General features: G+C 70.7%; 19 protein-coding genes. 12 read left to right on the top strand and 7 right to left on the bottom strand.

Features of this window, described 5'->3' with window-relative positions; translation table 11 throughout:
- Window positions 1-27: 27 nt before the first annotated feature.
- On the bottom strand, window positions 28-1,176 hold the full coding sequence (locus ASF49_RS15815; protein WP_056474802.1) for a zinc-binding metallopeptidase family protein: 1,149 nt from the start codon (window positions 1,174-1,176) through the stop codon (window positions 28-30).
- A gap of 442 nt (window positions 1,177-1,618) precedes the next feature.
- On the opposite strand from ASF49_RS15815, the gene ASF49_RS15810 reads away from it, so the two are divergent.
- Genes ASF49_RS15810 through ASF49_RS15800 form a run of 3 tightly spaced genes read left to right on the top strand, consistent with a single transcriptional unit; the run spans window position 1,619 to window position 8,333 of the window.
- The gene (locus tag ASF49_RS15810; RefSeq protein ID WP_200930068.1) at window positions 1,619-4,903 is read left to right on the top strand and encodes a transglutaminase family protein; all 3,285 of its coding nucleotides are present in this window, start codon (window positions 1,619-1,621) and stop codon (window positions 4,901-4,903) included.
- Window positions 4,900-7,419 (top strand): circularly permuted type 2 ATP-grasp protein, encoded by a 2,520-nt coding sequence (locus ASF49_RS15805; RefSeq protein WP_056474798.1) that lies wholly within the window; start codon window positions 4,900-4,902, stop codon window positions 7,417-7,419. Before ASF49_RS15810 ends, ASF49_RS15805 begins: the two co-directional genes overlap by 4 nt.
- A complete protein-coding gene (locus ASF49_RS15800; protein WP_056474794.1) occupies window positions 7,416-8,333 on the top strand; it encodes a transglutaminase family protein in 918 nt (305 codons plus the stop codon). The genes ASF49_RS15805 and ASF49_RS15800 overlap by 4 nt, the downstream gene beginning before the upstream one ends.
- 27 nt (window positions 8,334-8,360) lie before the next feature.
- Here the strand turns inward: ASF49_RS15800 and mntR are convergent, their stop codons facing one another.
- Entirely contained in the window at window positions 8,361-8,813 is a 453-nt protein-coding gene (mntR, locus tag ASF49_RS15795) for a manganese-binding transcriptional regulator MntR (protein WP_056474791.1), read from the bottom strand.
- Window positions 8,814-8,918: 105 nt separating this feature from the next.
- Complete coding sequence (locus tag ASF49_RS15790; RefSeq protein WP_243214567.1) at window positions 8,919-9,806, bottom strand: LysR substrate-binding domain-containing protein; 888 nt, start codon at window positions 9,804-9,806, stop codon at window positions 8,919-8,921.
- Window positions 9,807-9,884: 78 nt separating this feature from the next.
- Between ASF49_RS15790 and ASF49_RS15785 the strand changes: the two genes are divergently transcribed.
- The 9 genes from ASF49_RS15785 to ASF49_RS15745 all read left to right on the top strand — a co-directional run bounded on the left by ASF49_RS15785 (window position 9,885) and on the right by ASF49_RS15745 (window position 18,250).
- Entirely contained in the window at window positions 9,885-10,196 is a 312-nt protein-coding gene (locus ASF49_RS15785; protein ID WP_056474790.1) for an FtsB family cell division protein, read from the top strand.
- A 142-nt stretch (window positions 10,197-10,338) separates the two neighbouring features.
- Window positions 10,339-11,433, top strand: coding sequence for a pyruvate dehydrogenase (acetyl-transferring) E1 component subunit alpha (gene pdhA / locus ASF49_RS15780; RefSeq protein WP_056474786.1), 1,095 nt, complete (start codon window positions 10,339-10,341; stop codon window positions 11,431-11,433).
- A gap of 100 nt (window positions 11,434-11,533) precedes the next feature.
- Window positions 11,534-12,976: a pyruvate dehydrogenase complex E1 component subunit beta gene (locus ASF49_RS15775; protein WP_056474777.1), complete on the top strand. Its 1,443-nt coding sequence runs from the start codon at window positions 11,534-11,536 to the stop codon at window positions 12,974-12,976.
- A 59-nt stretch (window positions 12,977-13,035) separates the two neighbouring features.
- Window positions 13,036-13,317 carry a DUF5076 domain-containing protein gene (locus ASF49_RS15770; protein ID WP_056475531.1) on the top strand — a complete coding sequence of 94 codons (282 nt, stop codon included), beginning with the start codon at window positions 13,036-13,038 and terminating at the stop codon, window positions 13,315-13,317.
- A 46-nt stretch (window positions 13,318-13,363) separates the two neighbouring features.
- On the top strand, window positions 13,364-14,776 hold the full coding sequence (locus ASF49_RS15765; RefSeq protein WP_056474774.1) for a pyruvate dehydrogenase complex dihydrolipoamide acetyltransferase: 1,413 nt from the start codon (window positions 13,364-13,366) through the stop codon (window positions 14,774-14,776).
- Between the two features lie 82 nt (window positions 14,777-14,858).
- Window positions 14,859-16,298 carry a dihydrolipoyl dehydrogenase gene (lpdA, locus tag ASF49_RS15760; RefSeq protein ID WP_056474771.1) on the top strand — a complete coding sequence of 480 codons (1,440 nt, stop codon included), beginning with the start codon at window positions 14,859-14,861 and terminating at the stop codon, window positions 16,296-16,298.
- Between the two features lie 113 nt (window positions 16,299-16,411).
- Window positions 16,412-16,696 (top strand): GlsB/YeaQ/YmgE family stress response membrane protein, encoded by a 285-nt coding sequence (locus tag ASF49_RS15755; protein ID WP_056474768.1) that lies wholly within the window; start codon window positions 16,412-16,414, stop codon window positions 16,694-16,696.
- Between the two features lie 128 nt (window positions 16,697-16,824).
- Window positions 16,825-17,787 (top strand): lipoyl synthase, encoded by a 963-nt coding sequence (gene lipA / locus ASF49_RS15750; protein WP_056474765.1) that lies wholly within the window; start codon window positions 16,825-16,827, stop codon window positions 17,785-17,787.
- A 7-nt stretch (window positions 17,788-17,794) separates the two neighbouring features.
- On the top strand, window positions 17,795-18,250 hold the full coding sequence (locus ASF49_RS15745; RefSeq protein WP_056474762.1) for a type II toxin-antitoxin system RatA family toxin: 456 nt from the start codon (window positions 17,795-17,797) through the stop codon (window positions 18,248-18,250).
- A 16-nt stretch (window positions 18,251-18,266) separates the two neighbouring features.
- Here the strand turns inward: ASF49_RS15745 and ASF49_RS15740 are convergent, their stop codons facing one another.
- The 4 genes from ASF49_RS15740 to ASF49_RS15725 form a co-directional block, all read right to left on the bottom strand.
- Window positions 18,267-18,599, bottom strand: coding sequence for a low molecular weight protein tyrosine phosphatase family protein (locus ASF49_RS15740; RefSeq protein WP_056474759.1), 333 nt, complete (start codon window positions 18,597-18,599; stop codon window positions 18,267-18,269).
- Window positions 18,596-20,383, bottom strand: a complete 1,788-nt coding sequence (locus tag ASF49_RS15735; RefSeq protein WP_056474756.1) for an ABC transporter ATP-binding protein — start codon at window positions 20,381-20,383, stop codon at window positions 18,596-18,598. Before ASF49_RS15735 ends, ASF49_RS15740 begins: the two co-directional genes overlap by 4 nt.
- Before the next feature lie 262 nt (window positions 20,384-20,645).
- Complete coding sequence (locus ASF49_RS15730; protein ID WP_056474753.1) at window positions 20,646-21,149, bottom strand: CinA family protein; 504 nt, start codon at window positions 21,147-21,149, stop codon at window positions 20,646-20,648.
- A complete protein-coding gene (locus ASF49_RS15725; protein ID WP_056474750.1) occupies window positions 21,146-22,441 on the bottom strand; it encodes a bifunctional 2-C-methyl-D-erythritol 4-phosphate cytidylyltransferase/2-C-methyl-D-erythritol 2,4-cyclodiphosphate synthase in 1,296 nt (431 codons plus the stop codon). The genes ASF49_RS15730 and ASF49_RS15725 overlap by 4 nt, the downstream gene beginning before the upstream one ends.
- Between the last annotated feature and the right edge of the window lie 45 nt (window positions 22,442-22,486).

The following is a 22,486-nucleotide window of genomic DNA, read 5'->3' as shown; positions in this document are numbered from 1 at the left end:
TCCCGGCGCCCTGCAGGGCTGGGACGTTCAGGCGTTGGGGGCCGCCACCTTCTGGCGCAGGCCGGTGATGACCGCCTTGAGGATGTCGGCATCGGCGTCCGGGCTGGCCATGCAGCGGACGGATTCGATCCGCTCATGCACGAAGGACAGCTTGGCGATCACCGCCGGGGTCAGCTTGAACGGGAACAGGGCCGGCTGGCCCATGCTGCGGCTGAGCGAGTTCACCGCGTAGGTGAGTGGCAACCATGCCTCCACGATCCGGCTGAAATCGGTCATCCGATAGGGATCGAAATCGATCACCACGGGTTCCGCTGGGCCGTGGCGCAGGCGTGGGCGGACATGCATCTCGAAGGTGCTGGCGGTCTCCAGCGTGTCGACGATGTGGAGATACTGCGCCCAGGTCTCCGCGAAATCCTCCCAGGGATGAGCGGTGGCGTAGGCGCTGACGTAGCTCTCCTCCCAGTCCGGCGGCGCGCCCTGCGCGTAGTGGCGCTGCAGGGCGCCCGAGTAGTTCAGCCGCTCGTCGCCGAACAGGGACCGGAAGGTCCACAGGCTCTGGTCGAAGCGCACCAGAACGTTCCAGAAGTAATGCCCGATCTCGTGGCGGAAGTGGCCGAGCAGCGTCCGGTAATACTCGCCGAACAGCATCCGGCGCCGCTCGCGCTCGACGTCGTCGGCCTCGGCGATGTTCAAGGTGATCAGGCCGCTGCGGTGGCCCGTGAGCACGGGCGGGCCGATCTGGTAGCTCTCGGACGGATCGACCAGGAAATCGAAGGCGAGGCCCGTGGCGGGGTTCTCGTCCCGGGTCATCAGCGGCAGGTCGAGGCGGAGCAGCGAGTAGAACAGCCGGTGCTTGGCCGCCTCGATCTGGCGCCAGCGGGTCAGGTTCCAGGCGATCGAAAGGTCGGGCACCACGTGATTGTGCCGACAAGTGACGCAGTAGCGATTCGGCGAATCCTCGGGCACCAGCCAGTTGCAGGCGTCATGGTCGGCATTGGCGCAGAAGCGGTACCTGCGCCCGGGATTGGCATAGGCGTGCCAGAGCCCGCCCACCGGCTCGACGGCCGACATCTCGTGAAGGTCGCAGACATAGCCCAGCCGGCGCTCGCAGCTCTCGCAATGGGTGCTCTCGAAGCTGATCGGCTGGTCGCAGGCCTGGCACTGGAAGATCTTCATGGAGCCGTCGCGGGACGCCTTTCCTGTCTGTCCGCCGTGCGTCGCATGCCGCCCGTGACGAAACCGTCATAGCCTATCCGCGCGCGACAAGGTGGCAAAGCACGGGACGCCGACGAAGTTCCGGGCGTGGAACCGCCGGCGGGGATGGGACGGGCGCCCGCATCGCCCGCATCAGAGGCCGGGCATCCGGGCCGGAGCACGAAACTTGCAGGCCCGACCCCGTCGTACACGTCCTGGCTGCCTTCCGGCGCAAGGGCGGGCGACGCCGAGCGGACGGCCTTCCGGGCCGCCGCGCGCAAGGGCATCGCTTGCGGGTCTCCGTTGGCGTATGTCTCTGGTGAAGCTTTCTCCGGGACACCGCAGGGTGGTGCCCCGTCCCTCCGCCGCCGGCGCGTGCCCGACCGCACGCCCGGCGCCCTGTCCAGCTACAGCGGGAGCCCCCGTGTCGATCAAAGCCGCCCTGCACCACGTCACGCACTACACCTACGACCGGCCGATCACGCTCGGTCCGCAGGTGATCCGCCTGCGCCCCGCGCCGCATGCGCGCACCGCCGTGCCGGCCTACTCGCTGAAGGTTCTGCCCGAGAACCACTTCATCAACTGGCAGCAGGACCCGAACGGCAACTGGCTCGCCCGGCTGGTCTTTCCCGAGAAGACCACCGAGCTGAAGATCGAGGTCGACCTCACCGCCGACATGTCGGTGATCAATCCATTCGATTTCTTCGTCGAGGACTATGCCCAGGCGCGCGGCTTCGCCTACGCGGACGATCTCACCGCCGAGCTGAAGCCCTACCTCGTCCTCGACGACGCCATGGCCCCGGAGGTGGATGCGTTCCTGGAGCGGCTGCCGGCCGAGCAGAACACCGTGCTCTTCCTGGTTGCGCTCAACGCCCAGGTGGCAGCCGAGATCACCTACGGCGTGCGGATGGAACCCGGCGTCCAGACCGCGGCCGAGACCCTGACCCTGAAGAGCGGGTCCTGCCGCGACTCGGCCTGGCTCATGGTGCAGATCCTGCGCCGGCTCGGCATGGCCGCCCGCTTCGTCTCCGGCTACCTGATCCAGCTCGTCCCCGACACCACCGCCGTCGACGGACCGGCCGGCACCACCACCGACTTCACCGACCTGCACGCCTGGGCCGAGGTCTACCTGCCCGGCGCCGGCTGGATCGGCCTCGACGCCACCTCCGGCCTCCTCTGCGGCGAGGGCCACATCCCCCTGGCGGCGACGCCGCACTACGCCTCGGCGGCGCCGATCTCCGGCCTCGCCGAACCGGCCGGCGTCGAGTTCGGCTTCGAGATGACGGTGACCCGCGTGGCGGAGGCGCCCCGCATCACGAAGCCGTTCTCCGAGGAGGTCTGGGCCGCGATGGACGCCCTCGGCGACCGCATCGACGCCGACCTCGCCGAACAGGACGTCCGCCTGACCATGGGCGGCGAGCCGACCTTCGTCTCCATCGACGACTTCGAATCGCCCGAGTGGAACGCCGCCGCCGTCGGGCCGACCAAACGGGGGCTCGCCGACAAGCTGATCCGGCGCCTGCGGGACCGCTTCGCCCCCGGCGGCATGCTGCATTACGGCCAGGGCAAGTGGTACCCGGGCGAGAGCCTGCCGCGCTGGGCCTTCGCCCTGTACTGGCGCCGGGACGGCGTGCCGGTCTGGAAGGACGCCGACCTCATCGCCGCCGAGGACGGGCCGCGCGACGCGACCATCCAGAAGGCCAAGGACCTGATCGACGCCGTCGCCCAGCGCATCGGCCTCGGGGCCTACGTGTTCCCGGCCTTCGAGGATCCGGTCTACTGGACCGAGAAGCGCGACGAGCTGCCCGTCAACGTCACGACGTCCGAGCCGCGCTACCCCAACCCGGAGGCGAATGCGCGGATGGCGCGGGTGTTCGCCCGCGGGCTCGGCGAGGCCGCGGGCTATGCCCTGCCGCTGGCGAGCCTGCCGGTCGGCAAGGACGGCGATTCCGACCGGCTCTGGATCTCCGAGCCCTGGGAGTTCCGGCGCGGCCACGCCTTCCTGACGCCGGGGGACTCGCCGGTGGGCTACCGCCTGCCCCTGTCCTCGCTGCCCTTCGTGCCTCCGGAGCACTACCCCTACTATCAGCCGCAGGACACCCTGGAGGAGCGCGACGCGCTGCCCGAGGGCCATCCCGGCGCCAAGACCGTCAACGGCTCCGGCGTGACCGGCGTCGCCGTGCGCACCGCCTTCGCGGTGGAGCCGCGCGACGGCATCCTCCACGTCTTCATGCCACCGCTGCAGCGGGTGGACGAGTATCTCGAGCTCCTCGGCTACCTCGAGGAAGCGGCCGCCGCACTGAAGCAGACGCTGCATATCGAGGGCTACGAGCCGCCCTTCGACCCGCGCCTGAACGTGATCAAGGTCACGCCCGATCCCGGCGTGATCGAGGTCAACGTGCATCCCGCCTCGACCTGGCGCGACGCGGTCCGCATCACATCCGACCTCTACGAGGATGCCCGGCAGATCCGGCTGGGCGCGCAGAAGTTCATGACCGACGGCCGCCATACCGGCACCGGCGGCGGCAACCACGTGGTGCTCGGCGGCGCGACCCCGAACGACTCGCCCTTCCTGCGCCGGCCCGACCTCCTGAAGAGCCTGGTGCTGTACTGGCAGCGCCACCCGGCGATGTCCTACCTGTTCTCGGGACTCTATATCGGCCCGACGAGCCAGGCCCCGCGCATGGACGAGGCGCGCCACGACGGGCTCTACGAGCTCGAGATCGCGATGGCGCAGGTTCCCAGGCCCGACGAGCCCAACATCCCGCGTTGGCTCGTGGACCGCATCTTCCGCAACATCCTGGTGGACGTGACCGGCAACACCCACCGCTCCGAGATCTGCATCGACAAGCTCTACTCGCCGGACGGCCCCACCGGCCGCCTCGGGCTGCTGGAGTTCCGCTCGTTCGAGATGCCGCCGGACCCGCGCATGAGCCTCGCGCAGCAGCTCCTCTTGCGCGCCATCGTCGCCTGGCTCTGGCGCGAGCCGCAGGCGGGCGGCTGTGTCCGCTGGGGCACGGGCCTGCACGATCGGTTCATGCTGCCCCACTTCCTGTGGGCCGACTTCCTGGGCGTGCTGGAAGACCTTCGGGCCGCCGGCTACGACTTCGACCCGGCGGCCTTCGTGGCGCAGCGCGAGTTCCGCTTCCCGGTCTTCGGGACGGTGGAGCAGGGCGGCGTGACGCTGGAGCTCCGCCAGGCCCTCGAACCCTGGCACGTGCTGGGCGAGGAGGGCGCCATCGGGGGAACCGTGCGGTACGTGGACTCGTCGGTTGAGCGGCTGCAGGTGAAGGTCGAGGGCTACGTCCCCGGCCGGCACATCATCGCCTGCAACGGGCGCCGCCTGCCCATGACCGGCACCGGAACCTCCGGCGAGGCGGTGGCGGGCCTGCGCTTCAAGGCGTGGCAGCCGGCCTCCTCGATGCACCCGACGATTCCCGCCCACTCGCCGCTGACCATCGACATCCTGGACGCCTGGAGCGGCCGGTCGCTGGGCGGCTGCCGCTACCATGTCAGCCATCCGGGCGGGCGCAACTACGAGACCTTCCCGGTCAATACCTACGAGGCGGAGGGGCGTCGCCTCGCCCGCTTCCAGGCCCACGGCCACACCCCGGGCCGGATCGCGATGCCGCCGGAGGAGACCAACCGCGAGTTCCCGATGACGCTCGACCTGCGCACCCCCGCACCCCCGGGCTCCACGCCCCAATGAGCGAAGCGGCCGCAGCGGACGTTCGGGGACGGGCCGAGCGCCTCGCGCGCTGGACCTCCGCATACCGGCCGCAGCGGGGCGTGCCCGACGAGTTGATGGACGCGGACGGCCGGACCAAGGGCGCCTGGCCCCGCTTCCTCGACCAGCTCGGCGGGATGGACGAGGTCGAGATCGGCGCGCGCTTCGTCTCGGCGGTGCGCCGCATCCGCGACACCGGAATCTCCTACCGGATCTACGGCGACAAGCGCGAGCATGCCTGGCCGCTGGGGTCTCTGCCCCTCGTGCTCGAACAGGGCGACTGGGAAACGCTCAGCGCCGGCATCGTCGAGCGCGCCGAATTGATGGAGACGATCCTCGCCGACCTCTACGGCGCGGGCCGCCTCGTGGCCGAGGGCCTGCTGCCGGGCGCCGTCGTGGCGGGCAGCCCGGAATTCATGCGGCCCCTCGTGGGCGTCACGCCGCCGGGCGGCCGCTTCCTCAAGCTCTACGCCGCCGACGTGACCCGCGGTCCCGACGGACGCTGGCGGGTGCTGGCCGACCGGACGCAGTCGCCCTCCGGTCCAGGCTACGCTCTCGAGAACCGCCTCGTCCTCACCCGCGCCTTTCCGGACCTCCACGCCGACCTTCAGGTCGAGCGCCTGGCCGCCTTCTTCCAGGCCTTTCGGGATGGCCTCGCGGTCGGCGCCCAGCGCAGCGACCCGCGCATCTGCCTGCTGACGTCGGGGGTCTTCAGCTCGACCTATGTCGAGCAGGCCGCACTCGCCCGCTACCTCGGCCTGCTCCTGGTGGAGGGCGACGATCTCGTGATGCAGGACGGCGCCCTGCACATCCGCACGGTGTCCGGCCTGAAGCGGGCCGACGTGCTCTGGCGCCGCATCGATTCCGACTACATCGACCCCCTCGAACTGAACCCGGCCTCCCGCCTCGGCGTCCCCGGCCTCGTGGAGGCCCTGCGCAACGGCAACCTCGTCGTCGGCAACATGCCGGGCTCGGGAATCCTCGAAGCCGGCGCCCTCGCGGCCTACCTGCCCGGGATCGCCCGGCGCTTCCTCGGGCGCGATCTCCGGCTCGCCGGCCCGAAGACCTGGTGGTGCGGCGATCCGGAGGCCCTGGCGGAGATCCGCGACAGCCTCGACGGCCTGAGCCTGCGCCCGGTGGCGACGCCCCCGAAGGGCGCGGTGCGCGACGCCATCCTGGCTCCCCACGCCCTCGATGCCGAGCGCGACCGCCTGCGCGCCGCCCTGCGCGACCGCCCCTTCGACTACGTCGCCCAGGAAGCGATGCCGCTCGCCACCATGCCGGCCTGGGACCGCACCGGCGGCACCCTGCGCCTCGTGCCGCGCCCCTTCGTCCTGCGGGTCTTCGCGGCGGCGACGCCCGACGGCTGGCGGGTGATGCCGGGGGGCTTCTGCCGCATCTCGGAGCGGCCCGACGTCGAGCCCCTGGAGATGCGCGCGGGCATCAAGTCGGCCGATGTCTGGATCCTGTCGCGCGATCCCGTCGAGGCGGTGTCGCTGATCCAGACCGGGCCGGCGCGGGTGCGCCGCATCGCCGGGCATCTGCCCTCGCGGGCGGCCGACAACCTGTTCTGGTTCGGGCGCTACGTGGAGCGGGCCGAGGCGGTGATCCGCCTCGTGGTCGCGCATCTCGGCAGCGTCGGCTCCGCGGTGATGGCCGACATGGCGGGCGACGCCAAGGCCCCCACGGCCCTGCGCATCCGCGCGCTCCTCGACGAGTGGGGTGCCATCGAGGCCCCCGACCTGCCCACCGCCGCCCTGGCCCAGCAGGCCCTCGGCGGACCCGACGCCTACGGCTCGGCCCTGCGCCACAGCTTGTCGGCGCGGATCAACGCTGCGACCTTGCGCGAACGCCTCTCGGGCGAGGCCTGGCGGGCGCTCGCCGACCTTAAGGAGGTCCTGGAGATCGATCCCGGACAGGCGTTGCCGGAAGCGCAGCTCCTTAGCCTCGCGGAGCGCGCCCTCAGCCACATCGCGGCCCTGTCGGGCCTCGCCCAGGAGAACATGAACCGCACGGCCGGCTGGCACTTCGTCGATCTCGGCCGGCGGATCGAGCGCGCGATCAACACCCTGACCTTCGCGACCCGCTTCGCCGGCGACGGCGCCAGCGCCGCGGATCTCGGGGTGATGCTGTCCCTGTGCGATTCGCACGTTTCGTTCGGGGCGCGCTATCTTCAGGGCGTGGCCCTCGACCCCGTGCGCGACATGGTGCTCCTCGATCCCTTCAATCCGCGCTCGGTGGCCTTCCAGCTGGAGGCGGTCACCCGGCATCTCGGCCAGCTCCCGGTGCTGCGCGCCGACGGACTGCCCGAGCCGCACCAGCGCGTCGCCGCCAAGCTTTCGGCCGAATTCGCCATCGGCGAGGCGGCGGAGTTCGACGGGGCCGCCCTGACGCGCCTGGAAAACGAGGTCGAGGGCCTCGCCGACGCCATCGCGACCCGCTACTTCCCCAACGGGCCGCACGCCCTGCGCCCGGAAAAGCTCGTGGGGCTCGCGTGATCTATACGCTGCGCCACCTCACCACCTACCGCTACGCCCGCCCCGTGCGCTTCGCCCGCTGCGCCCTGCGCCTGCATCCGTGCGACGGCGAGGGCCAGACGGTGCTGGAGAGTGGCCTCACGATCTCGCCCGATCCGCGCACCCGCATCGTCCGACGCGACTATTTCGGCCTCGACGCCACCGTGGTGACGATCGACACGCCTCATACCGAATTGCGGGTGGAAGCGCTGTCGCGCGTGCGCGTCGAGCGCGATCCGCTGCCGGCACCGGAATCCGGGCGCCCCTGGGAGCAGGTGCGCGACGAGGCCGTGAACGGACGCGGTCTCGGACCGCACCTGCCGGTGCATTTCCAGTTTCCGAGCCTGCGCGTGCCCCTGGCGCCGGAGGTGACGGACTATGCCCGGGCGAGCTTTCCGCCGGGGCGCAGCGCCTATGGCGGGGCCTTCGACCTGATGAAGCGCATCCGCTCGGACTTCAGATTCGATTCGAAGGCGACCACGGTGCACACGCCGCTCGCCGAGGCCTTCGCCCTCCGGGCCGGGGTCTGCCAGGACTTCACCCACATCATGATCGCGGCCCTGCGGGGGCTGGGGGTGCCGGCCGCCTATGTCAGCGGCTACCTGCGGACGATCCCGCCCGCCGGGCGCCCGCGCCTGCGCGGCGCGGATGCGAGCCATGCCTGGGTCTCGGTCTGGTGCGGCGAGAGCTGGATCGGCCTCGACCCGACCAACGGGATCGGCATGTGCGACGACCATATCGTGGTGGCGCGCGGGCGCGACTACACCGACGTCTCGCCCATCGACGGCATGGTCTCGGCCTCCGGCCCGCAGAAGCTCAAGGTCGAGGTCGACGTGGTGCCGGACGGCGAGCCGATGCCCGAACACGCCGCAACACCCCAGACGGCCTCCGCCTGACCGGAGCCCGCTCGCCGTGGCGCTGCGTCAGGCGGATCGGGCGGTGAACAGCCGGAACGCCTCCAGGGTCTCGGCACTGACGTGGTGCTCGATGCCCTCGGCGTCGCGGCGGGCGATCTCGGGGCTGACCCCGAGGGCGCAGAGGAACTGCTCGACGATGCGGTGGCGCTCGCGGCTCTGCACCGCCAGGGCCTGCCCAGCCTCGGTGAGGAACACGCCACGGTAGGGCCGCTGCTGCACCAGCCCGTCCTCGGCCAGGCGCTTCAGCATCTTGGCGACCGTCGGCTGGGCCACCCCGAGGCGGGCCGCGATGTCCACTTGGCGCGCCTCGCCGCCATCGCCGATCAGGTCGGCGATGAGCTCGACGTAATCCTCGACGAGTTCGAGCCGGCGCGCCTCGCGGGCCTGCCGAAAGCTCTCCACATGGACGTCGGGATCGACCAGGGCGGTGTCGGGCGCGGAGGACGTCGAATCCTGCATGTGGCCGGCGAACTCCCCCGAACGATGGCACCCCGAACAGGGACCCGAGCCGGTTTGTACCGAAGCTGCGCCCCGGATGGGAGCCCCCGGGGTGCGAAAGCGGGTTCAGCCGCGCAGGTGAGCCACAAAATCCCGCGTGAACCGCGGCAGGTCGGCGAGCGACCGCAGGCAGATCGTGAGGTCGCGCAGGGCCCAGGCATCCTCCAGCGGGACGATGGCGAGCGGCATGGTGCGGGCCGCCCGGGCCGCGGTGGTCTCGGGCACGATGCCGAGGCCCACGTCGCAGGCCACGAGCCGGCAGATCGCATCGAAGCTGCGCAATTGTACCCGCAGCCGCATCGGCGGGCGGCCCGTGCGCGCGGCCTTGTCGGCGAGGAAGCGGGTCAGCGCGCTGGTCCGGTCGAGGCCGACGAGCGGGTGCTCGATCACCTCCGCGAAGGCCACCGACCCCCGCGCCGACAGGGCGTGCCCGGTCGCTGCCACCATCACGAAGCGGTCCTGCCGGAAGGGGTAGGTCTCCAGGGCGCCGGTATCGACGGTGCCGGCGACGATGCCGAGATCCGCCGAGCCCTCGGCCACCAGCCCGACGATCTCGTCCGAGGTCCGTTCCTCGATGTCGACGCTCACCCCGGTCTGGCGGGCGAGGAAGGCGCTCAGCACCTCGGGCAGGAACTCGGTGAGGGCGTTGGTGTTCGAGACGAGGCGGATCTGCCCCACCGTGCCGCCCGAGAAGGCGGCGAGATCCTCCTGCATCCGGTCGATCCGGTCGAGGAGCCCGCGCGCATGGGCCAGGAGCGACCGCCCGGCCGGCGTCGGCACCACACCCTGGCGCCCGCGCGTCAGCAGCGCCGCCCCGAGAGTCTCCTCCATCGCGCGGATGCGCACGGAGGCTGCGGCCAGGGCGAGGTTGGCGCGCGCGGCGCCGTGCGTGATCGATCCCGCCTCCACCACGTGCCGGAACAGCGAGAGATCGACGAGGTCGAAGCGCATCATCGGCCGGATTCCTTCCGCAGGGCGGCCGGCACCCGCGGCGTCAGCACTTCCTTAACCCTGTGCGTGCATCGTGCCGGCATGGTGGTCCGTCGTCGCGTCCGTGCTGTCCTGATGCCCCTCGGCCTCTACGCCGTGTCGGGCCTCGTCGTGGGCTTCTTCGTGCATCAGGCCGAGAGCGGCAACCGCGGACTCGAGGCCAAGCGCGCCCTCAAGGTCCAGGCGCGGGCGCTCAACCAGGACCTCGCCGCCGCCAAGGCCGACCGCGCGATCTGGGAGCATCGGGTCGCCCTGCTGCGCAGCGACCAGATCGACCGGGACCTCCTCGAGGAACGTGCCCGCGTGATGCTCGGCCGCGTCCACGCCAACGACGTGGTGATCATCGATCCCTGAGGCGGCCCGAAGGCGAAAACCCTTCGTCGGCTCAGCCGCTTCGTAGCTGACAACTTGCCCGTTCTGTCGGGCCGGCGGCCTCGCTTTCCCCCAAGGCGTGTCCTAGAACCCCGGGTGAACAGATGTTCCCGGGGAGTTGCCGATGGATGCCGCGAAGGATGCAGGCCAAGCCGCTTCCGACACTAGCCGGGCAGGGGCGAAGCGATCCGGCGGCGGGAAGTCCGCGGGCGCGACCGAAATCCACGCGCCGGCCCCGAACGCCCCTCAGTTCACCCGCGAGGAAGACCTCCACGCCTATCACGAGATGCTGCTGATCCGGCGCTTCGAGGAGAAGGCCGGCCAGCTCTACGGCATGGGCCTGATCGGCGGCTTCTGCCATCTCTACATCGGCCAGGAGGCCGTCGTCATCGGCATGCAGATGGCCTCGGTCGACGGCGACCAGGTCATCACCGGGTACCGCGATCACGGCCACATGCTGGCCTGCGGCATGGACCCCAAGGGCGTGATGGCCGAGCTCACCGGACGGCGCGGCGGCTACAGCCGCGGCAAGGGCGGCTCGATGCACATGTTCTCCCGCGAGAAGCAGTTCTTCGGCGGCCACGGCATCGTCGGCGCGCAGGTGTCGCTGGGCACCGGCCTCGCCTTCGCCGACGCCTACCGGAAGAACGGGAACGTCAGCCTGACCTACATGGGCGACGGCGCGGCCAACCAGGGCCAGGTCTACGAGAGCTTCAACATGGCGCAGCTGTGGAAGCTGCCCGTGGTCTACGTGATCGAGAACAACCGCTACGCCATGGGCACCTCGGTGGCCCGGGCCTCGGCCCAGACCGACTTCTCCAAGCGCGGCATCTCCTTCGGCATTCCCGGCGAACAGGTGGACGGCATGGACGTCCGCACCGTGCGCGAGGCCGCGACCCGGGCGATCGCCCATGCCCGCTCGGGCGAGGGACCCTACATCCTCGAGATGCAGACCTACCGCTACCGCGGCCACTCGATGTCCGACCCGGCCAAGTACCGGACCAAGGACGAGGTCTCGAAGATGCGCGAGGAGCACGACCCGATCGAGATGGTGCGCAAGCGCCTGATCGAGATGCACGGCGTGCCCGAGGCCGAGCTCAAGGCCACCGACGCCAAGGTACGCGAGACCGTGAACGAATCCGCCGAGTTCGCCACGCATGATCCCGAGCCGGATCCGGCCGAGCTGTGGACCGACATCCTGCTGGAAGCCCGCGCCTGAACCCCCTCATGCGCCGGAGACGGGGGCCGCGCGCCGCGCCCGCGGCCGTGTCCCCGCCTTCGACGGGCTGACCGCCTCATCCTCGATCGACGAGTATTCCATGGCGACCGACATCCTGATGCCCGCCCTCTCCCCGACCATGGAGGAGGGCAAGCTCTCGAAGTGGCTGAAGAAGGCGGGTGATCCGGTCAAATCCGGCGACGTGCTGGCCGAGATCGAGACCGACAAGGCGACGATGGAGGTCGAGGCCATCGACGAGGGCGTGCTCGCCAAGATCCTCGTCGAGGAGGGCACCGAGGGCGTGAAGGTCAACACGCCCATCGCCATCATCGCCGCCGAGGGCGAGGACGTCTCGGCGGCCTCCGCCGGCAACGGCGCGCCGAAGGCCGCGTCGTCCGCGCAGCCGGCCCCGGCCCCCGACATGCAGGCCGAGGGTCAGGCCGAGAAGCCGGCCCCGAACGCCAAGACCGGCGACGACGCGCCGAAGGCCCCGGCCGCCCCCGCCACCATCACCAGCAAGGCGCCCGCGCCCGTGATGGAGGAGTTCCCCGAGGGCACCGAGATGGTCTCGACCACGGTGCGCGAGGCCCTGCGCGACGCCATGGCGGAGGAGATGCGCCGGAGCGAGGACGTCTTCGTGATGGGCGAGGAGGTCGCCGAGTATCAGGGCGCCTACAAGATCACGCAGGGGCTGCTGCAGGAATTCGGCGCACGCCGGGTGGTCGATACCCCGATCACCGAGCACGGCTTCGCCGGCATCGGCGTCGGCGCCGCCTTCACGGGCCTGCGCCCCATCGTCGAGTTCATGACCTTCAACTTCGCCATGCAGGCAATCGACCACATCATCAACTCGGCGGCCAAGACCCTCTACATGTCCGGCGGCCAGCTCGGCTGCCCCATCGTGTTCCGCGGTCCCAACGGCGCGGCCGCCCGCGTCGGCGCCCAGCACAGCCACGACTACTCGGCCTGGTACTCCAACGTCCCCGGCCTCAAGGTCATCGCGCCCTACACCGCCTCCGACGCCAAGGGCCTGCTGAAGGCGGCGATCCGCGACCCGAACCCGATCATCTTCCTCGAGAACGAGATCCTCTACGGCCAGACCTTCCCGGTGCCGAAGCTCGACGACTTCGTGCTGCCCATCGGCAAGGCGCGGATCCATCGCCCGGGCAAGGACGTGACGATCGTGTCCTTCTCGATCGGCATGACCTACGCCCTGAAGGCGGCGCAGGCGCTCGCGGAAGAGGGCATCGAGGCGGAGGTGATCGACCTGCGGACTTTGCGCCCGATGGACACCGACACGGTGGTGGAATCGGTGAAGAAGACCGGTCGCTGCGTCACCGTGGAGGAGGGTTTCCCGCAATCGGGCATCGGCGCCGAGATCTCGGCCCGCCTGATGGTCGATGCCTTCGACTACCTCGACGCCCCCGTCCTGCGCGTCACCGGCAAGGACGTGCCGATGCCCTACGCCGCCAACCTCGAGAAGCTGGCGCTGCCCAACGTCGCCGAGGTGATCGAGGCGGTGAAGGCGGTCTGCTACCGCTGAGGGCCGCACGCGTTCACCTCCAACTCTCCCCGTGTCGGGGAGAGACCGGAGACGAGATGATGACTGACAAATTCGAAGAACTCTCCGCCCCGCCGGATGCCATCGAGAACGGTGGCATCGAGGTGCTGCGCGCCAGCGTCGTCGACGGCGCGGTGAGCATCGCCCTGCGCCGCTCCTTCGACGATCCGGCCACCTGGGGCCGCCTGCTGGCGGATCTGGCCCGTCAGGCGGCGCGCGTCTACGCGCTGGAGACCGAGATGTCCGAGGACGAAGCCTTCGCGCGCATCAGCGCCGGCTTCGAGGCCGAGAGCCTCGACCCGGACGCACCGATTCTGAACTGACCGCCGCTCCCCCGACACCGCCCGCTGACGATCAGGATTTCACCCCATGCCGATCAACGTCCTGATGCCCGCCCTGTCGCCCACGATGGAGAAGGGCAACCTCGCCAAGTGGCTCAAAAAGGAGGGGGACGCGGTGAAGTCCGGCGACGTGCTCGCCGAGATCGAGACCGACAAGGCGACGATGGAGGTCGAGGCCATCGACGAGGGCGTGCTCGCCAAGATCCTGGTGGCCGAGGGCACCGCCGACGTGCCGGTGAACGACCTCATCGCCATCATCGCGGCGGATGGCGAGGATCCGGCCAGCGTCCAGGCCCCCGGCGGCGGCGAGGCGCCGAAGGCGGACGCCAAGGCCGAGGCTCCGAGCGAGAACGCCACCCCCGGCGGTGGGACGATGTCCTACGCCCGGGTCAACGAGGCGCCGGACGGTGCCAAGTCCGCGGGAGGTCAGGGCGCCGCCCCCCGGAGCGCCGCGCCCGCGGCCGAGGCTGGGCGCATCTTCGCCTCGCCGCTGGCCCGCCGCATCGCCAAGCAGGAGGGCGTCGACCTCGCCGCCGTGACGGGCTCCGGCCCTCGCGGCCGGGTGATCGAGCGCGATGTCCGCACGGCGCTGGCCGCCGGCACCGGCAAGGCCGCCCCGGCCACCGCGCCGAAGCCCGCCGAGGCGCCGCAGGTGGCCCCCGCACAGGCCGCGCCCGCCAAGGCGGCGGCCCCCGCTGGCCTGACCACGGATCAGGTCCGCGGCTTCTACGCGAAGGACAGCTTCGAGGAGGTGCCCCTCGACGGCATGCGCAAGACCATCGCCAAGCGCCTCACCGAGGCGATGCAGGTCGCCCCGCACTTCTACCTCACGGTGGATTGCGAGCTCGACGCCCTGATGGCCCTGCGCGAGCAGCTGAACAAGAGCGCCGGCACGACCAAGGACGGCAAGCCGCTGTTCAAGCTCTCGGTAAACGACTTCGTCATCAAGGCGATGGGTCTCGCCCTGATGCGGGTGCCGACGGCCAACGCGGTCTGGGCCGAGGACCGGATCCTGCGCTTCAACAACGCCGAGGTCGGCGTGGCGGTGGCCATCGACGGCGGCCTGTTCACGCCGGTGATCCGCCGGGCCGACCAGAAGACGCTCTCCACCATCTCCAACGAGATGAAGGACTTCGCCGCCCGGGCGCGGGCCAAGAAGCTGAAGCCCGAGGAATACCAGGGCGGCGTCACGTCGGTCTCGAATCTCGGCATGTTCGGCATCAAGCACTTCACGGCCGTGATCAACCCGCCGCAATCCTCGATCCTGGCGGTCGGCGCGGGCGAGAAGCGCATCGTGGTCCGCGACGGCGCCCCGGCCGTCGCCCAGGTGATGACCGCGACCCTCTCCTGCGATCACCGGGTGCTCGACGGGGCGCTCGGCGCCGAGCTGATCTCGGCGTTCAAGGCGCTGATCGAGAACCCGATGGGGATGCTGGTGTGACCGGAGCCCACTGACCCGTCCCCGAGCCCGGCAATCACCCACCCGGCCCCTTCCCATGCGGGAAAGGGGCGTAGGAGCGCACATGGCCGACACCTATGACATCCTCATCATCGGCGCCGGCCCCGGCGGCTACGTGGCGGCGATCCGGGCGGCACAGCTCGGGTTCAAGACCGCCGTGGTGGACCGCGAGCATCTCGGTGGCATCTGCCTGAACTGGGGCTGCATCCCCACCAAGGCCCTGCTCCGCTCGGCCGAGATCTATCACTACATGCAGCATGCCTCCGATTACGGCCTGTCGGCCGAGAAGGTCGGATTCGACACGGCGGCCATCGTCAAGCGCTCGCGCGGGGTCTCGACCCGGCTCAACGGCGGCGTCGGCATGCTCCTGAAGAAGAACAAGGTCGACGTGATCTGGGGCGAGGCCACGGTCACGTCCGCGGCCAAGGGCAACCAGCCGGGACAGGTCACGGTGAAGGAGACCACCCGCGCGCCGGCCCCGAAGGGCGCCCTCGCGGCGGGCGCGTATTCGGCCAAGCACATCATCGTCGCGACGGGCGCGCGGCCCCGCGCGATCCCGGGCATCGAGCCCGACAGACGCCAGATCTGGACCTATTACGAGGCCATGGTGCCGGAGACGATGCCCAAGAGCCTGCTCGTCATCGGCTCGGGCGCCATCGGCATCGAGTTCGCCTCGTTCTATCGCACCATGGGCGCCGAGGTGACGGTGATCGAACTCCTGCCGCAGATCCTGCCCGTGGAGGATGCCGAGATCGCCGGGCTGGCCCGCAAGCGCTTCGAGAAGCAGGGCATCAAGATCCTCACCGGCGCCAAGGTGACGAAGGTGGAGAAGTCCGCCGATGCCGTCACGGCGACGATCGAGACCGGTGACGGCAAGTCCCAGCAACTGAGCGCCGAGAAGCTGATCTCGGCGGTGGGCGTCGTCGGCAACATCGAGGGCATCGGCCTCGACACGCTCGGCGTCACCATCGAGCGCGGGATCGTGGTCACGGACGGCCTCGGCCGCACCAACGTGCCGGGGATCTATGCCATCGGCGACGTCGCCGGCCCGCCCATGCTCGCCCACAAGGCCGAGCACGAGGGCGTGCTCTGCGTGGAGACGATCAAGGGCCTGCACACCCACGCCATGGACAAGGCCAAGATCCCCGGCTGCACCTATTGCCAGCCGCAGATCGCTTCCGTCGGCCTCACCGAGGCCAAGGCCAAGGAGCAGGGCTTCGCCGTGAAGGTCGGCCGCTTCCCCTTCGCGGGCAACGGCAAGGCCATCGCGCTCGGCGAGCCGGACGGCCTCGTGAAGACCGTCTTCGACGCCAAGACCGGCCAGCTGCTCGGCGCCCACATGGTCGGCGCCGAAGTCACCGAGCTGATCCAGGGCTACGTCGTGGCCATGAACCTGGAGACCACCGAGGAAGACCTGATGCACACGGTCTTCCCGCACCCGACGCTCAGCGAGATGATGCACGAGAGCGTGCTGGATGCGTATGGGAAGGTGATCCACACCTGATCCGGTGCGGTGCCGGATGCGACGGACACCCCTCCGCTTGAAACCCGCGCCGCTCGGGGACACCTGAGCGCCGGCCGACAACGGGTCGAGCACCGCAGAGAGGAACACGCGGGATGGATGGACACGTCTACGGCGCCCTGGGTCAGCCCGGCGTCGGCCTGGTCATGGCGATCGTGATCGGGGCGCTGGCGGGATGGCTCGCCGAGCGCTTCACGGCGGCGAATATGGGCCTCATCGCCAACATCGTGATGGGCATCCTCGGCGGCCTGCTCGGCAACTACCTCGCCCAGAAGCTGCACATCCCGGTCTTCGGGTTCTGGCGCAACCTGATCTCGGCGACGGTCGGGGCCGTCATCATCATCACGATCTACCGGGCGATCGCCGGGCGCCGATACTGATCCACAGGGCGCCTGACGAACACGGGACCCTGTCGCGCCATCCCGTCGCGGCGGGTTTGCGGTCGGGGACGTCACGGCTTAAGTCGGGGGATACGCCGGCCTGTCGCGGGCGAATCCCGTGGATTGTCATGGCCGTCGTCCTCGACCTGCTTCGCAACGATCAGCGCCCGCGCCATCCCGAGAAGGCGCACCGGCCCGACAAGCCGATCCAGCGCAAGCCCGACTGGATCCGCGTGAAGGCGCCCGGCTCGAAGGGTTGGGAGGACACCCGCAAGATCGTCCACGAGCACGGGCTCGTCACGGTCTGCGAGGAGGCCGGCTGCCCCAATATCGGCGAATGCTGGGAGAAGAAGCACGCCACCTTCATGATCATGGGCGACACCTGCACGCGGGCCTGCGCCTTCTGCAACGTGCGCACCGGCCTGCCCGAGGGGCTCGATCCGTCGGAGCCCGACAACGTCGCGGATTCGGTGGCCAAGCTCGGCCTCCACCACGTGGTCATCACCTCGGTGGACCGGGACGACCTCGCCGACGGCGGCGCCGAGCACTTCGCCCGCACCATCCGGGCGATCCGGGCGCGCAGCCCCGCCACCACCATCGAGGTGCTGACCCCGGATTTCCTGCGGAAAGCCGGCGCTCTCGAGGTCGTGGTCGCGGCCCGTCCCGACGTGTTCAACCACAACATGGAGACCGTGCCGGGCAATTACCTCACGGTCCGCCCGGGTGCCCGCTACTTCCACTCCGTGCGCCTGCTCCAGCGCGTGAAGGAACTCGACCCGACCATCTTCACCAAGTCCGGCATCATGGTCGGCCTCGGCGAGGAGCGGAACGAGGTCGTGCAGCTCATGGACGACCTGCGCTCCGCCGATGTCGACTTCCTCACCATCGGCCAGTACCTCCAACCGACGAAGAAGCACCACGAGGTGGTGCGCTTCGTGCCGCCGGACGAATTCAAGGGCCTGGAGACCACCGCCTACACCAAGGGTTTCCTGCTCGTCTCGGCGACGCCCCTGACCCGCTCCTCCCACCACGCCGGTGAGGATTTCGCAAAGCTGAAGGCGGCCCGTCTCGCCCGCATCGCCAACGCTTAGAGTCTCGATGCCCTCATTCCGGATCACCCGCGCGGTGCGGCACTCACCGCGCCAGATGTACGACCTCGTGGCCGACGTGGAGCGCTACCCGGACTTCCTGCCCCTCTGCGAATCCCTGCGCGTGCTGCGCCGCCAGCCGGGGGCGGACGGCACGGAGGTGCTCGTGGCCGAGATGGGGGTCGGCTACAAGGCGATCCGCGAGCGCTTCACCACGCGCGTGACCCTGGATCCGCATAGCCTGCGCATCGTCGCCGAGTACATCGACGGTCCGTTCCGCCACCTCGAGAACCGCTGGGCCTTCAAGGAGGCCGAGGGCGGCGGCTGCACGGTCGACTTCTTCATCACCTACGAGTTCAAGAGCCGGACGCTCGGGATGCTCATGGGCACGATGTTCGACCGCGCCTTCCGCAAGTTCACCGACGCCTTCGAGGCGCGGGCGAACCGGGTCTACGGCGCGGCCTGAGACGCGGCACGCGGCTTCAGCGCAGGTGCGGCGTGACCCGGGCACGGAGCAGCCGCACGAGGTCCGGGTCCATGAAGCCGTAGACGTCGGGGATGTCGAGGCAGACGAGCCGCGCGTGCTTGAGGCTGGCGCGGAAGCGGCGCTGCAGCAGCGCCCTGTGCCGGCCCTCCATCACGACGATCAGGTCGGCCCAGGCCAGCCATTCCGCCGAGACCGGTTCGTCGGCCGCCGCATCCGTCCCCGCCGAGGCGACCTCCACATCCGGTTCGGCCGAGAAGACCTGCTCGGCGGTGGGGCTGCGCAGCCGGTTCCGGCTGCACACGAACAGCACGCGCCGCGCGCGTCTCACGCCTCCACCACCCCGCCGGCCTGGCGCTCGAACAGGGCGCGGTAGCGCCCCTCCGGCCGGGCGACCAGGTCCGCGTGGGTGCCGTCCTCGACGATGCGGCCACCGTCGAAGACGAGGATCCGGTCGAGGGCCCGCACGGTGGAGAGGCGATGCGCGATGACGATGGCGGTGCGCCCGCGCATCAGCCGCTCCATCGCCTCCTGGATCAGCGCCTCCGATTCCGAGTCGAGGCTGGAGGTGGCCTCGTCGAGGATCAGGAGGGGCGCGTCGGCCAGGAAGGCGCGGGCGAGCGCCACTCGCTGGCGCTCGCCGCCCGAGAGCTTGACGCCGCGCTCGCCGACCAGGGTGGCGTAGCCCCCGGGCAGGCGCGCGATGAAGTCATGCGCGTTGGCGAGGCGGGCCGCGCGCGCGATCTCCTCCGCCGTGGCGCCGGGCCGTGCATAGGCGATGTTCTCGGCCAGCGAGCGGTGGAACAGCACCGGCTCCTGCGGCACGATGGCGATCTGCGCGCGCAGGGAGGCCTGCGTCACCCCGGCCACGTCCTGCCCGTCGATACGGACGTGGCCGCCGGTGACGTCGTAGAGGCGCTGCACCAGCTTGACGAAGGTCGTCTTGCCGGAGCCGGACCGGCCGACGAGTCCGACCCGCTGCCCGGCCGGGATATGCACCGACAGGTCGCGGTACAGCGGCGTCGCGTGCCCGCGATAGTGGAAGGTGACGCGGTCGAACCGCAGGTCGCCGCCCTTCGCGACGAGCGCCGTGGCGCCCGGCCGGTCCGCGACATCGTAGGGCTCGGCCTCGAGGGCGACGAGTTCCTCCATCTCGTTCACCCCCCGCTGCACCCGGTTGATCTGACCGCCGATGTCCCGCAGGTAGCCGTGCACCACGAAGTAGGTGGTGAGCACGTAGGCCACGTCGCCGGGGGTCGCCGCCCCCGTCCACCAGAGCCAGAGCGCCGTGCCGACGATGGCGGTGCGCAGGGCGAGGAGCAGCACGAACTGCGCCGTGATGCTCCAGGTGATCCGCATCCAGGTCCGGTGCGTCCGCCGGTTCCACTTGCCCAGCAGGCGCGCCAGGCGCGCATCCTCGCGGGCCTCGGCGCCGAAGGCCTTCACCACCGCGTTCGCGCCGACGGCGTCGCTGAGCGCGCCGCCGAGGCGCGAATCCCAGACGTTGGAGAGCTGGGCCGCGGGGGCGATGACCCGCGTCGCGAGCATCACGACGATGCCGAGATAGATCAGCGAACCGAGGCCGATCACCAGTCCCATCACGGGCCATTGCAGGCCGAGCAGGATCATGGTGCCGAGAAGCACCGTGAAGGCCGGCAGCAATTCCAGCAGCAGCGTGTCGTTCAGCCCTTCGAGGGCCCACATCCCGCGCGAGACCTTGCGCACGGTGGAGCCCGAGAAGCTGTTGGCATGCCAATCCGTGGAGAGGCGTTGCACGCGGTGGAAGCCGGCCTGCGCCACGGCCTGCATGGTCGAGAGCGTCAGCGGCACCACCAGCGCCCAGGCGACGTGGCGCAGCCCCAGGGTGACGACCCCGAGGCCGCCCATCGCGGCGAACGCCATCAACGCGTCCCACCGGGCCGCGTCGCGGTCGGCGGCCGAGAGCGCGTCGACCAGGCGCCCGGCGAACAGGGGCAGGAACACGTCGGCCAGGGTCGAGCCGACGATCGCCGCGACGACGCCGGCGAGCAGCGGCAGACGGGTCCGCCATTGGCGAACGAGGAACGCGAGGACGGCCCGATAGGCCTCCGCGCCGTTCAGGCGGTCGAGAATCATGGGGCGATCACGGCGCCAATCGAGCACCGGCTCCGAAGGCGGCAGCCGCACGCGGCCTGCCGTTGTGATGGACGAGATACGAGGGAGACGGGCGCGGCGCGCTCAGGCGCGCGGCGGCGTCAGGCCGGCAGGCGCAAGGCGCGCGGGCGGGCCGGAGAGGCGATCGATACCAATATCATGCGGCCTCCCCAACGGTTCGAGGACGAACCCGGCGCGGAACGCGGCGCCGTGATCCGCAACCTGACGGCCAAGCGTGTCAGTTTCAAGACGTCGGCGCGAGGACCGATTCGAGCAGGCCCAGGGCATCGCCCACCGCCTGGCGGCGGATCGCGGTGCGGCCGAGATCGCCGTACCGGCGCTCGCGATGGCGCACGGGAGCCCCCCGTGTCGCGAGACCGAAATGCACGAGGCCGACCGGCTTGTCGGCGCTGCCGCCCCCGGGACCAGCGATGCCGGTGATCGCCACGGCGACGCCGGCGCGGGCATGCGCCAGGGCGCCCTCGGCCATGGCCCGGGCCACTTCCATGCTCACCGCGCCGTGCGTGGCGATGAGGTCGGCGGGCACGCCGATGCTCTCGGCCTTCGCCGCGTTCGAGTAGGTCACGAAGCCGCGCTCGACCACTGCGGAGGAGCCCGGAATCGCGGTGAGCAGGCCGGCGACGAGGCCGCCGGTGCAGGATTCCGCCGTGGCGAGCGTCAACCCCGCCGCCGCGTAGGCGGCGACCAGTGCCTCCGCCCGGGCGAGCAGGGCGGGATCGTCGATCACGAGCGGCGCTCGGCCGTCTCGTCGGCGGCGTTCAGCTCGGCCGTCACCTCGGGCAGGCGCACCGTGGCGGCGGCCTGGGCTGCGAGGCCTTCGGCGCGGCCGACGAACCCGAGCTTTTCCGTAGTGGTGGCCTTGATCGAGACCGCGCTCAGGGGCACGCCGGCGATCTCGGCGATGCGGGCACGGATCGCCTCGCGATGGGCGCCGATGCGCGGAGCCTCGGCCAGTACCGTGATGTCGAGATGGTCGATCTTGCCGCCACGAGCCCGCACCAGTTCCACCGCGTGCGCCAGGAAGCGGTCGGAGGCCGCACCGCGCCACTGTTCGTCGCTCGGTGGGAAGTGCGTCCCGATATCGCCGTCGGCGATGGCACCGAGCAGCGCGTCGGTCAGGGCGTGCAGGGCGACGTCGCCGTCCGAATGGGCCAGCACGCCCCGGTCGGCCGGGATCTTCACGCCGCCGAGCCAGACATGGTCGCCTTCCGTGAAGGCGTGGACGTCGAAGCCGGTGCCGAGGCGGGTGACATAGGTGGTCATGGAATGGGCCTCGTTCAGGGCGGTGGGCGTTTGGCCGGAGAAGCCGCGATCGGCCTCGATCAGGTCGGCCGGCTGGGTGATCTTGCGATTGCGCGGGTCGCCTTCGAACACGACGACGGGCAGGCCGGCCCATTCGGCCAGGGCGCCGTCGTCGGTGAAGGCGTGCAGGTCGGCGTCGGCCGCCCGGCGGTGGGCGTCGCGCAAGGGGCCATAGGCGAAGGATTGGGGCGTCTGGACGGCGCGCAGGCCCTCGCGCCGCGGCGTCTCGCGCACACGGCCCGTGCCGTCGCCGAGATCCTCCACCACCTTGATGGTGTCGGTGACGGCGATGCCCGGCACGGCGGCGCCATGGTCACGCCCGGCGACCAGCGCACGCTCGATCAGGGCCACGTCCACGTGCGGGCGGGCGGCGTCGTGGACGAGGACGAGATCAGGCGCGGCGGCTCCGTCCAGGGCTTCGAGCCCGGCGCGGACCGATTGCTGGCGGGTGGCCCCGCCGCGGACCGGCTCGGCGAGCTTGTCCCGGGTGGCGGCGTCGAGGTCGTCGAGGCAGGCGCGGTAGAAATCGGCGGCGTCGGGCGCGATCACGGGCTGGATACGGGCGATGCCTGGATGGGCGGCGAGCGCCGCCAGGGTCCGGGTGAGCACGGCCTGGCCGCCGACGCGGCGGTACTGCTTCGGGGTGTCGCCGCCGATGCGGATGCCGCGGCCGGCCGCGACAACCACCGCTGCCGCATTCCACGCGGTGCCGGACATGCGTATGCTCCCGCGCTTCGGGTGTGTGAGGATCCACGCACCGAC

Origin of the sequence: Methylobacterium sp. Leaf104 (assembly GCF_001422885.1) — a bacterium.
Classification (GTDB): domain Bacteria; phylum Pseudomonadota; class Alphaproteobacteria; order Rhizobiales; family Beijerinckiaceae; genus Methylobacterium.
Note: the sequence above shows the minus strand (reverse complement) of the source record. Positions and strands in the feature narration are given on the sequence as shown.

Bases quoted from the DNA above. Each gene is read 5' to 3' on its own strand.
- mntR (WP_056474791.1), bottom strand. From the start codon at position 8,813: ATGCAGGATTCGACGTCCTCCGCGCCCGACACCGCCCTGGTCGATCCC.
- ASF49_RS15765 (WP_056474774.1), top strand. From the start codon at position 13,364: ATGCCGATCAACGTCCTGATGCCCGCCCTGTCGCCCACGATGGAGAAG.
- ASF49_RS15790 (WP_243214567.1), bottom strand. From the start codon at position 9,806: ATGATGCGCTTCGACCTCGTCGATCTCTCGCTGTTCCGGCACGTGGTG.
- lipA (WP_056474765.1), top strand. From the start codon at position 16,825: ATGGCCGTCGTCCTCGACCTGCTTCGCAACGATCAGCGCCCGCGCCAT.
- ASF49_RS15775 (WP_056474777.1), top strand. From the start codon at position 11,534: ATGGCGACCGACATCCTGATGCCCGCCCTCTCCCCGACCATGGAGGAG.
- ASF49_RS15745 (WP_056474762.1), top strand. From the start codon at position 17,795: ATGCCCTCATTCCGGATCACCCGCGCGGTGCGGCACTCACCGCGCCAG.
- ASF49_RS15755 (WP_056474768.1), top strand. From the start codon at position 16,412: ATGGATGGACACGTCTACGGCGCCCTGGGTCAGCCCGGCGTCGGCCTG.
- ASF49_RS15725 (WP_056474750.1), bottom strand. From the start codon at position 22,441: ATGTCCGGCACCGCGTGGAATGCGGCAGCGGTGGTTGTCGCGGCCGGC.
- ASF49_RS15770 (WP_056475531.1), top strand. From the start codon at position 13,036: ATGACTGACAAATTCGAAGAACTCTCCGCCCCGCCGGATGCCATCGAG.
- ASF49_RS15735 (WP_056474756.1), bottom strand. From the start codon at position 20,383: ATGATTCTCGACCGCCTGAACGGCGCGGAGGCCTATCGGGCCGTCCTC.
- lpdA (WP_056474771.1), top strand. From the start codon at position 14,859: ATGGCCGACACCTATGACATCCTCATCATCGGCGCCGGCCCCGGCGGC.
- ASF49_RS15805 (WP_056474798.1), top strand. From the start codon at position 4,900: ATGAGCGAAGCGGCCGCAGCGGACGTTCGGGGACGGGCCGAGCGCCTC.
- pdhA (WP_056474786.1), top strand. From the start codon at position 10,339: ATGGATGCCGCGAAGGATGCAGGCCAAGCCGCTTCCGACACTAGCCGG.
- ASF49_RS15785 (WP_056474790.1), top strand. From the start codon at position 9,885: ATGGTGGTCCGTCGTCGCGTCCGTGCTGTCCTGATGCCCCTCGGCCTC.
- ASF49_RS15815 (WP_056474802.1), bottom strand. From the start codon at position 1,176: ATGAAGATCTTCCAGTGCCAGGCCTGCGACCAGCCGATCAGCTTCGAG.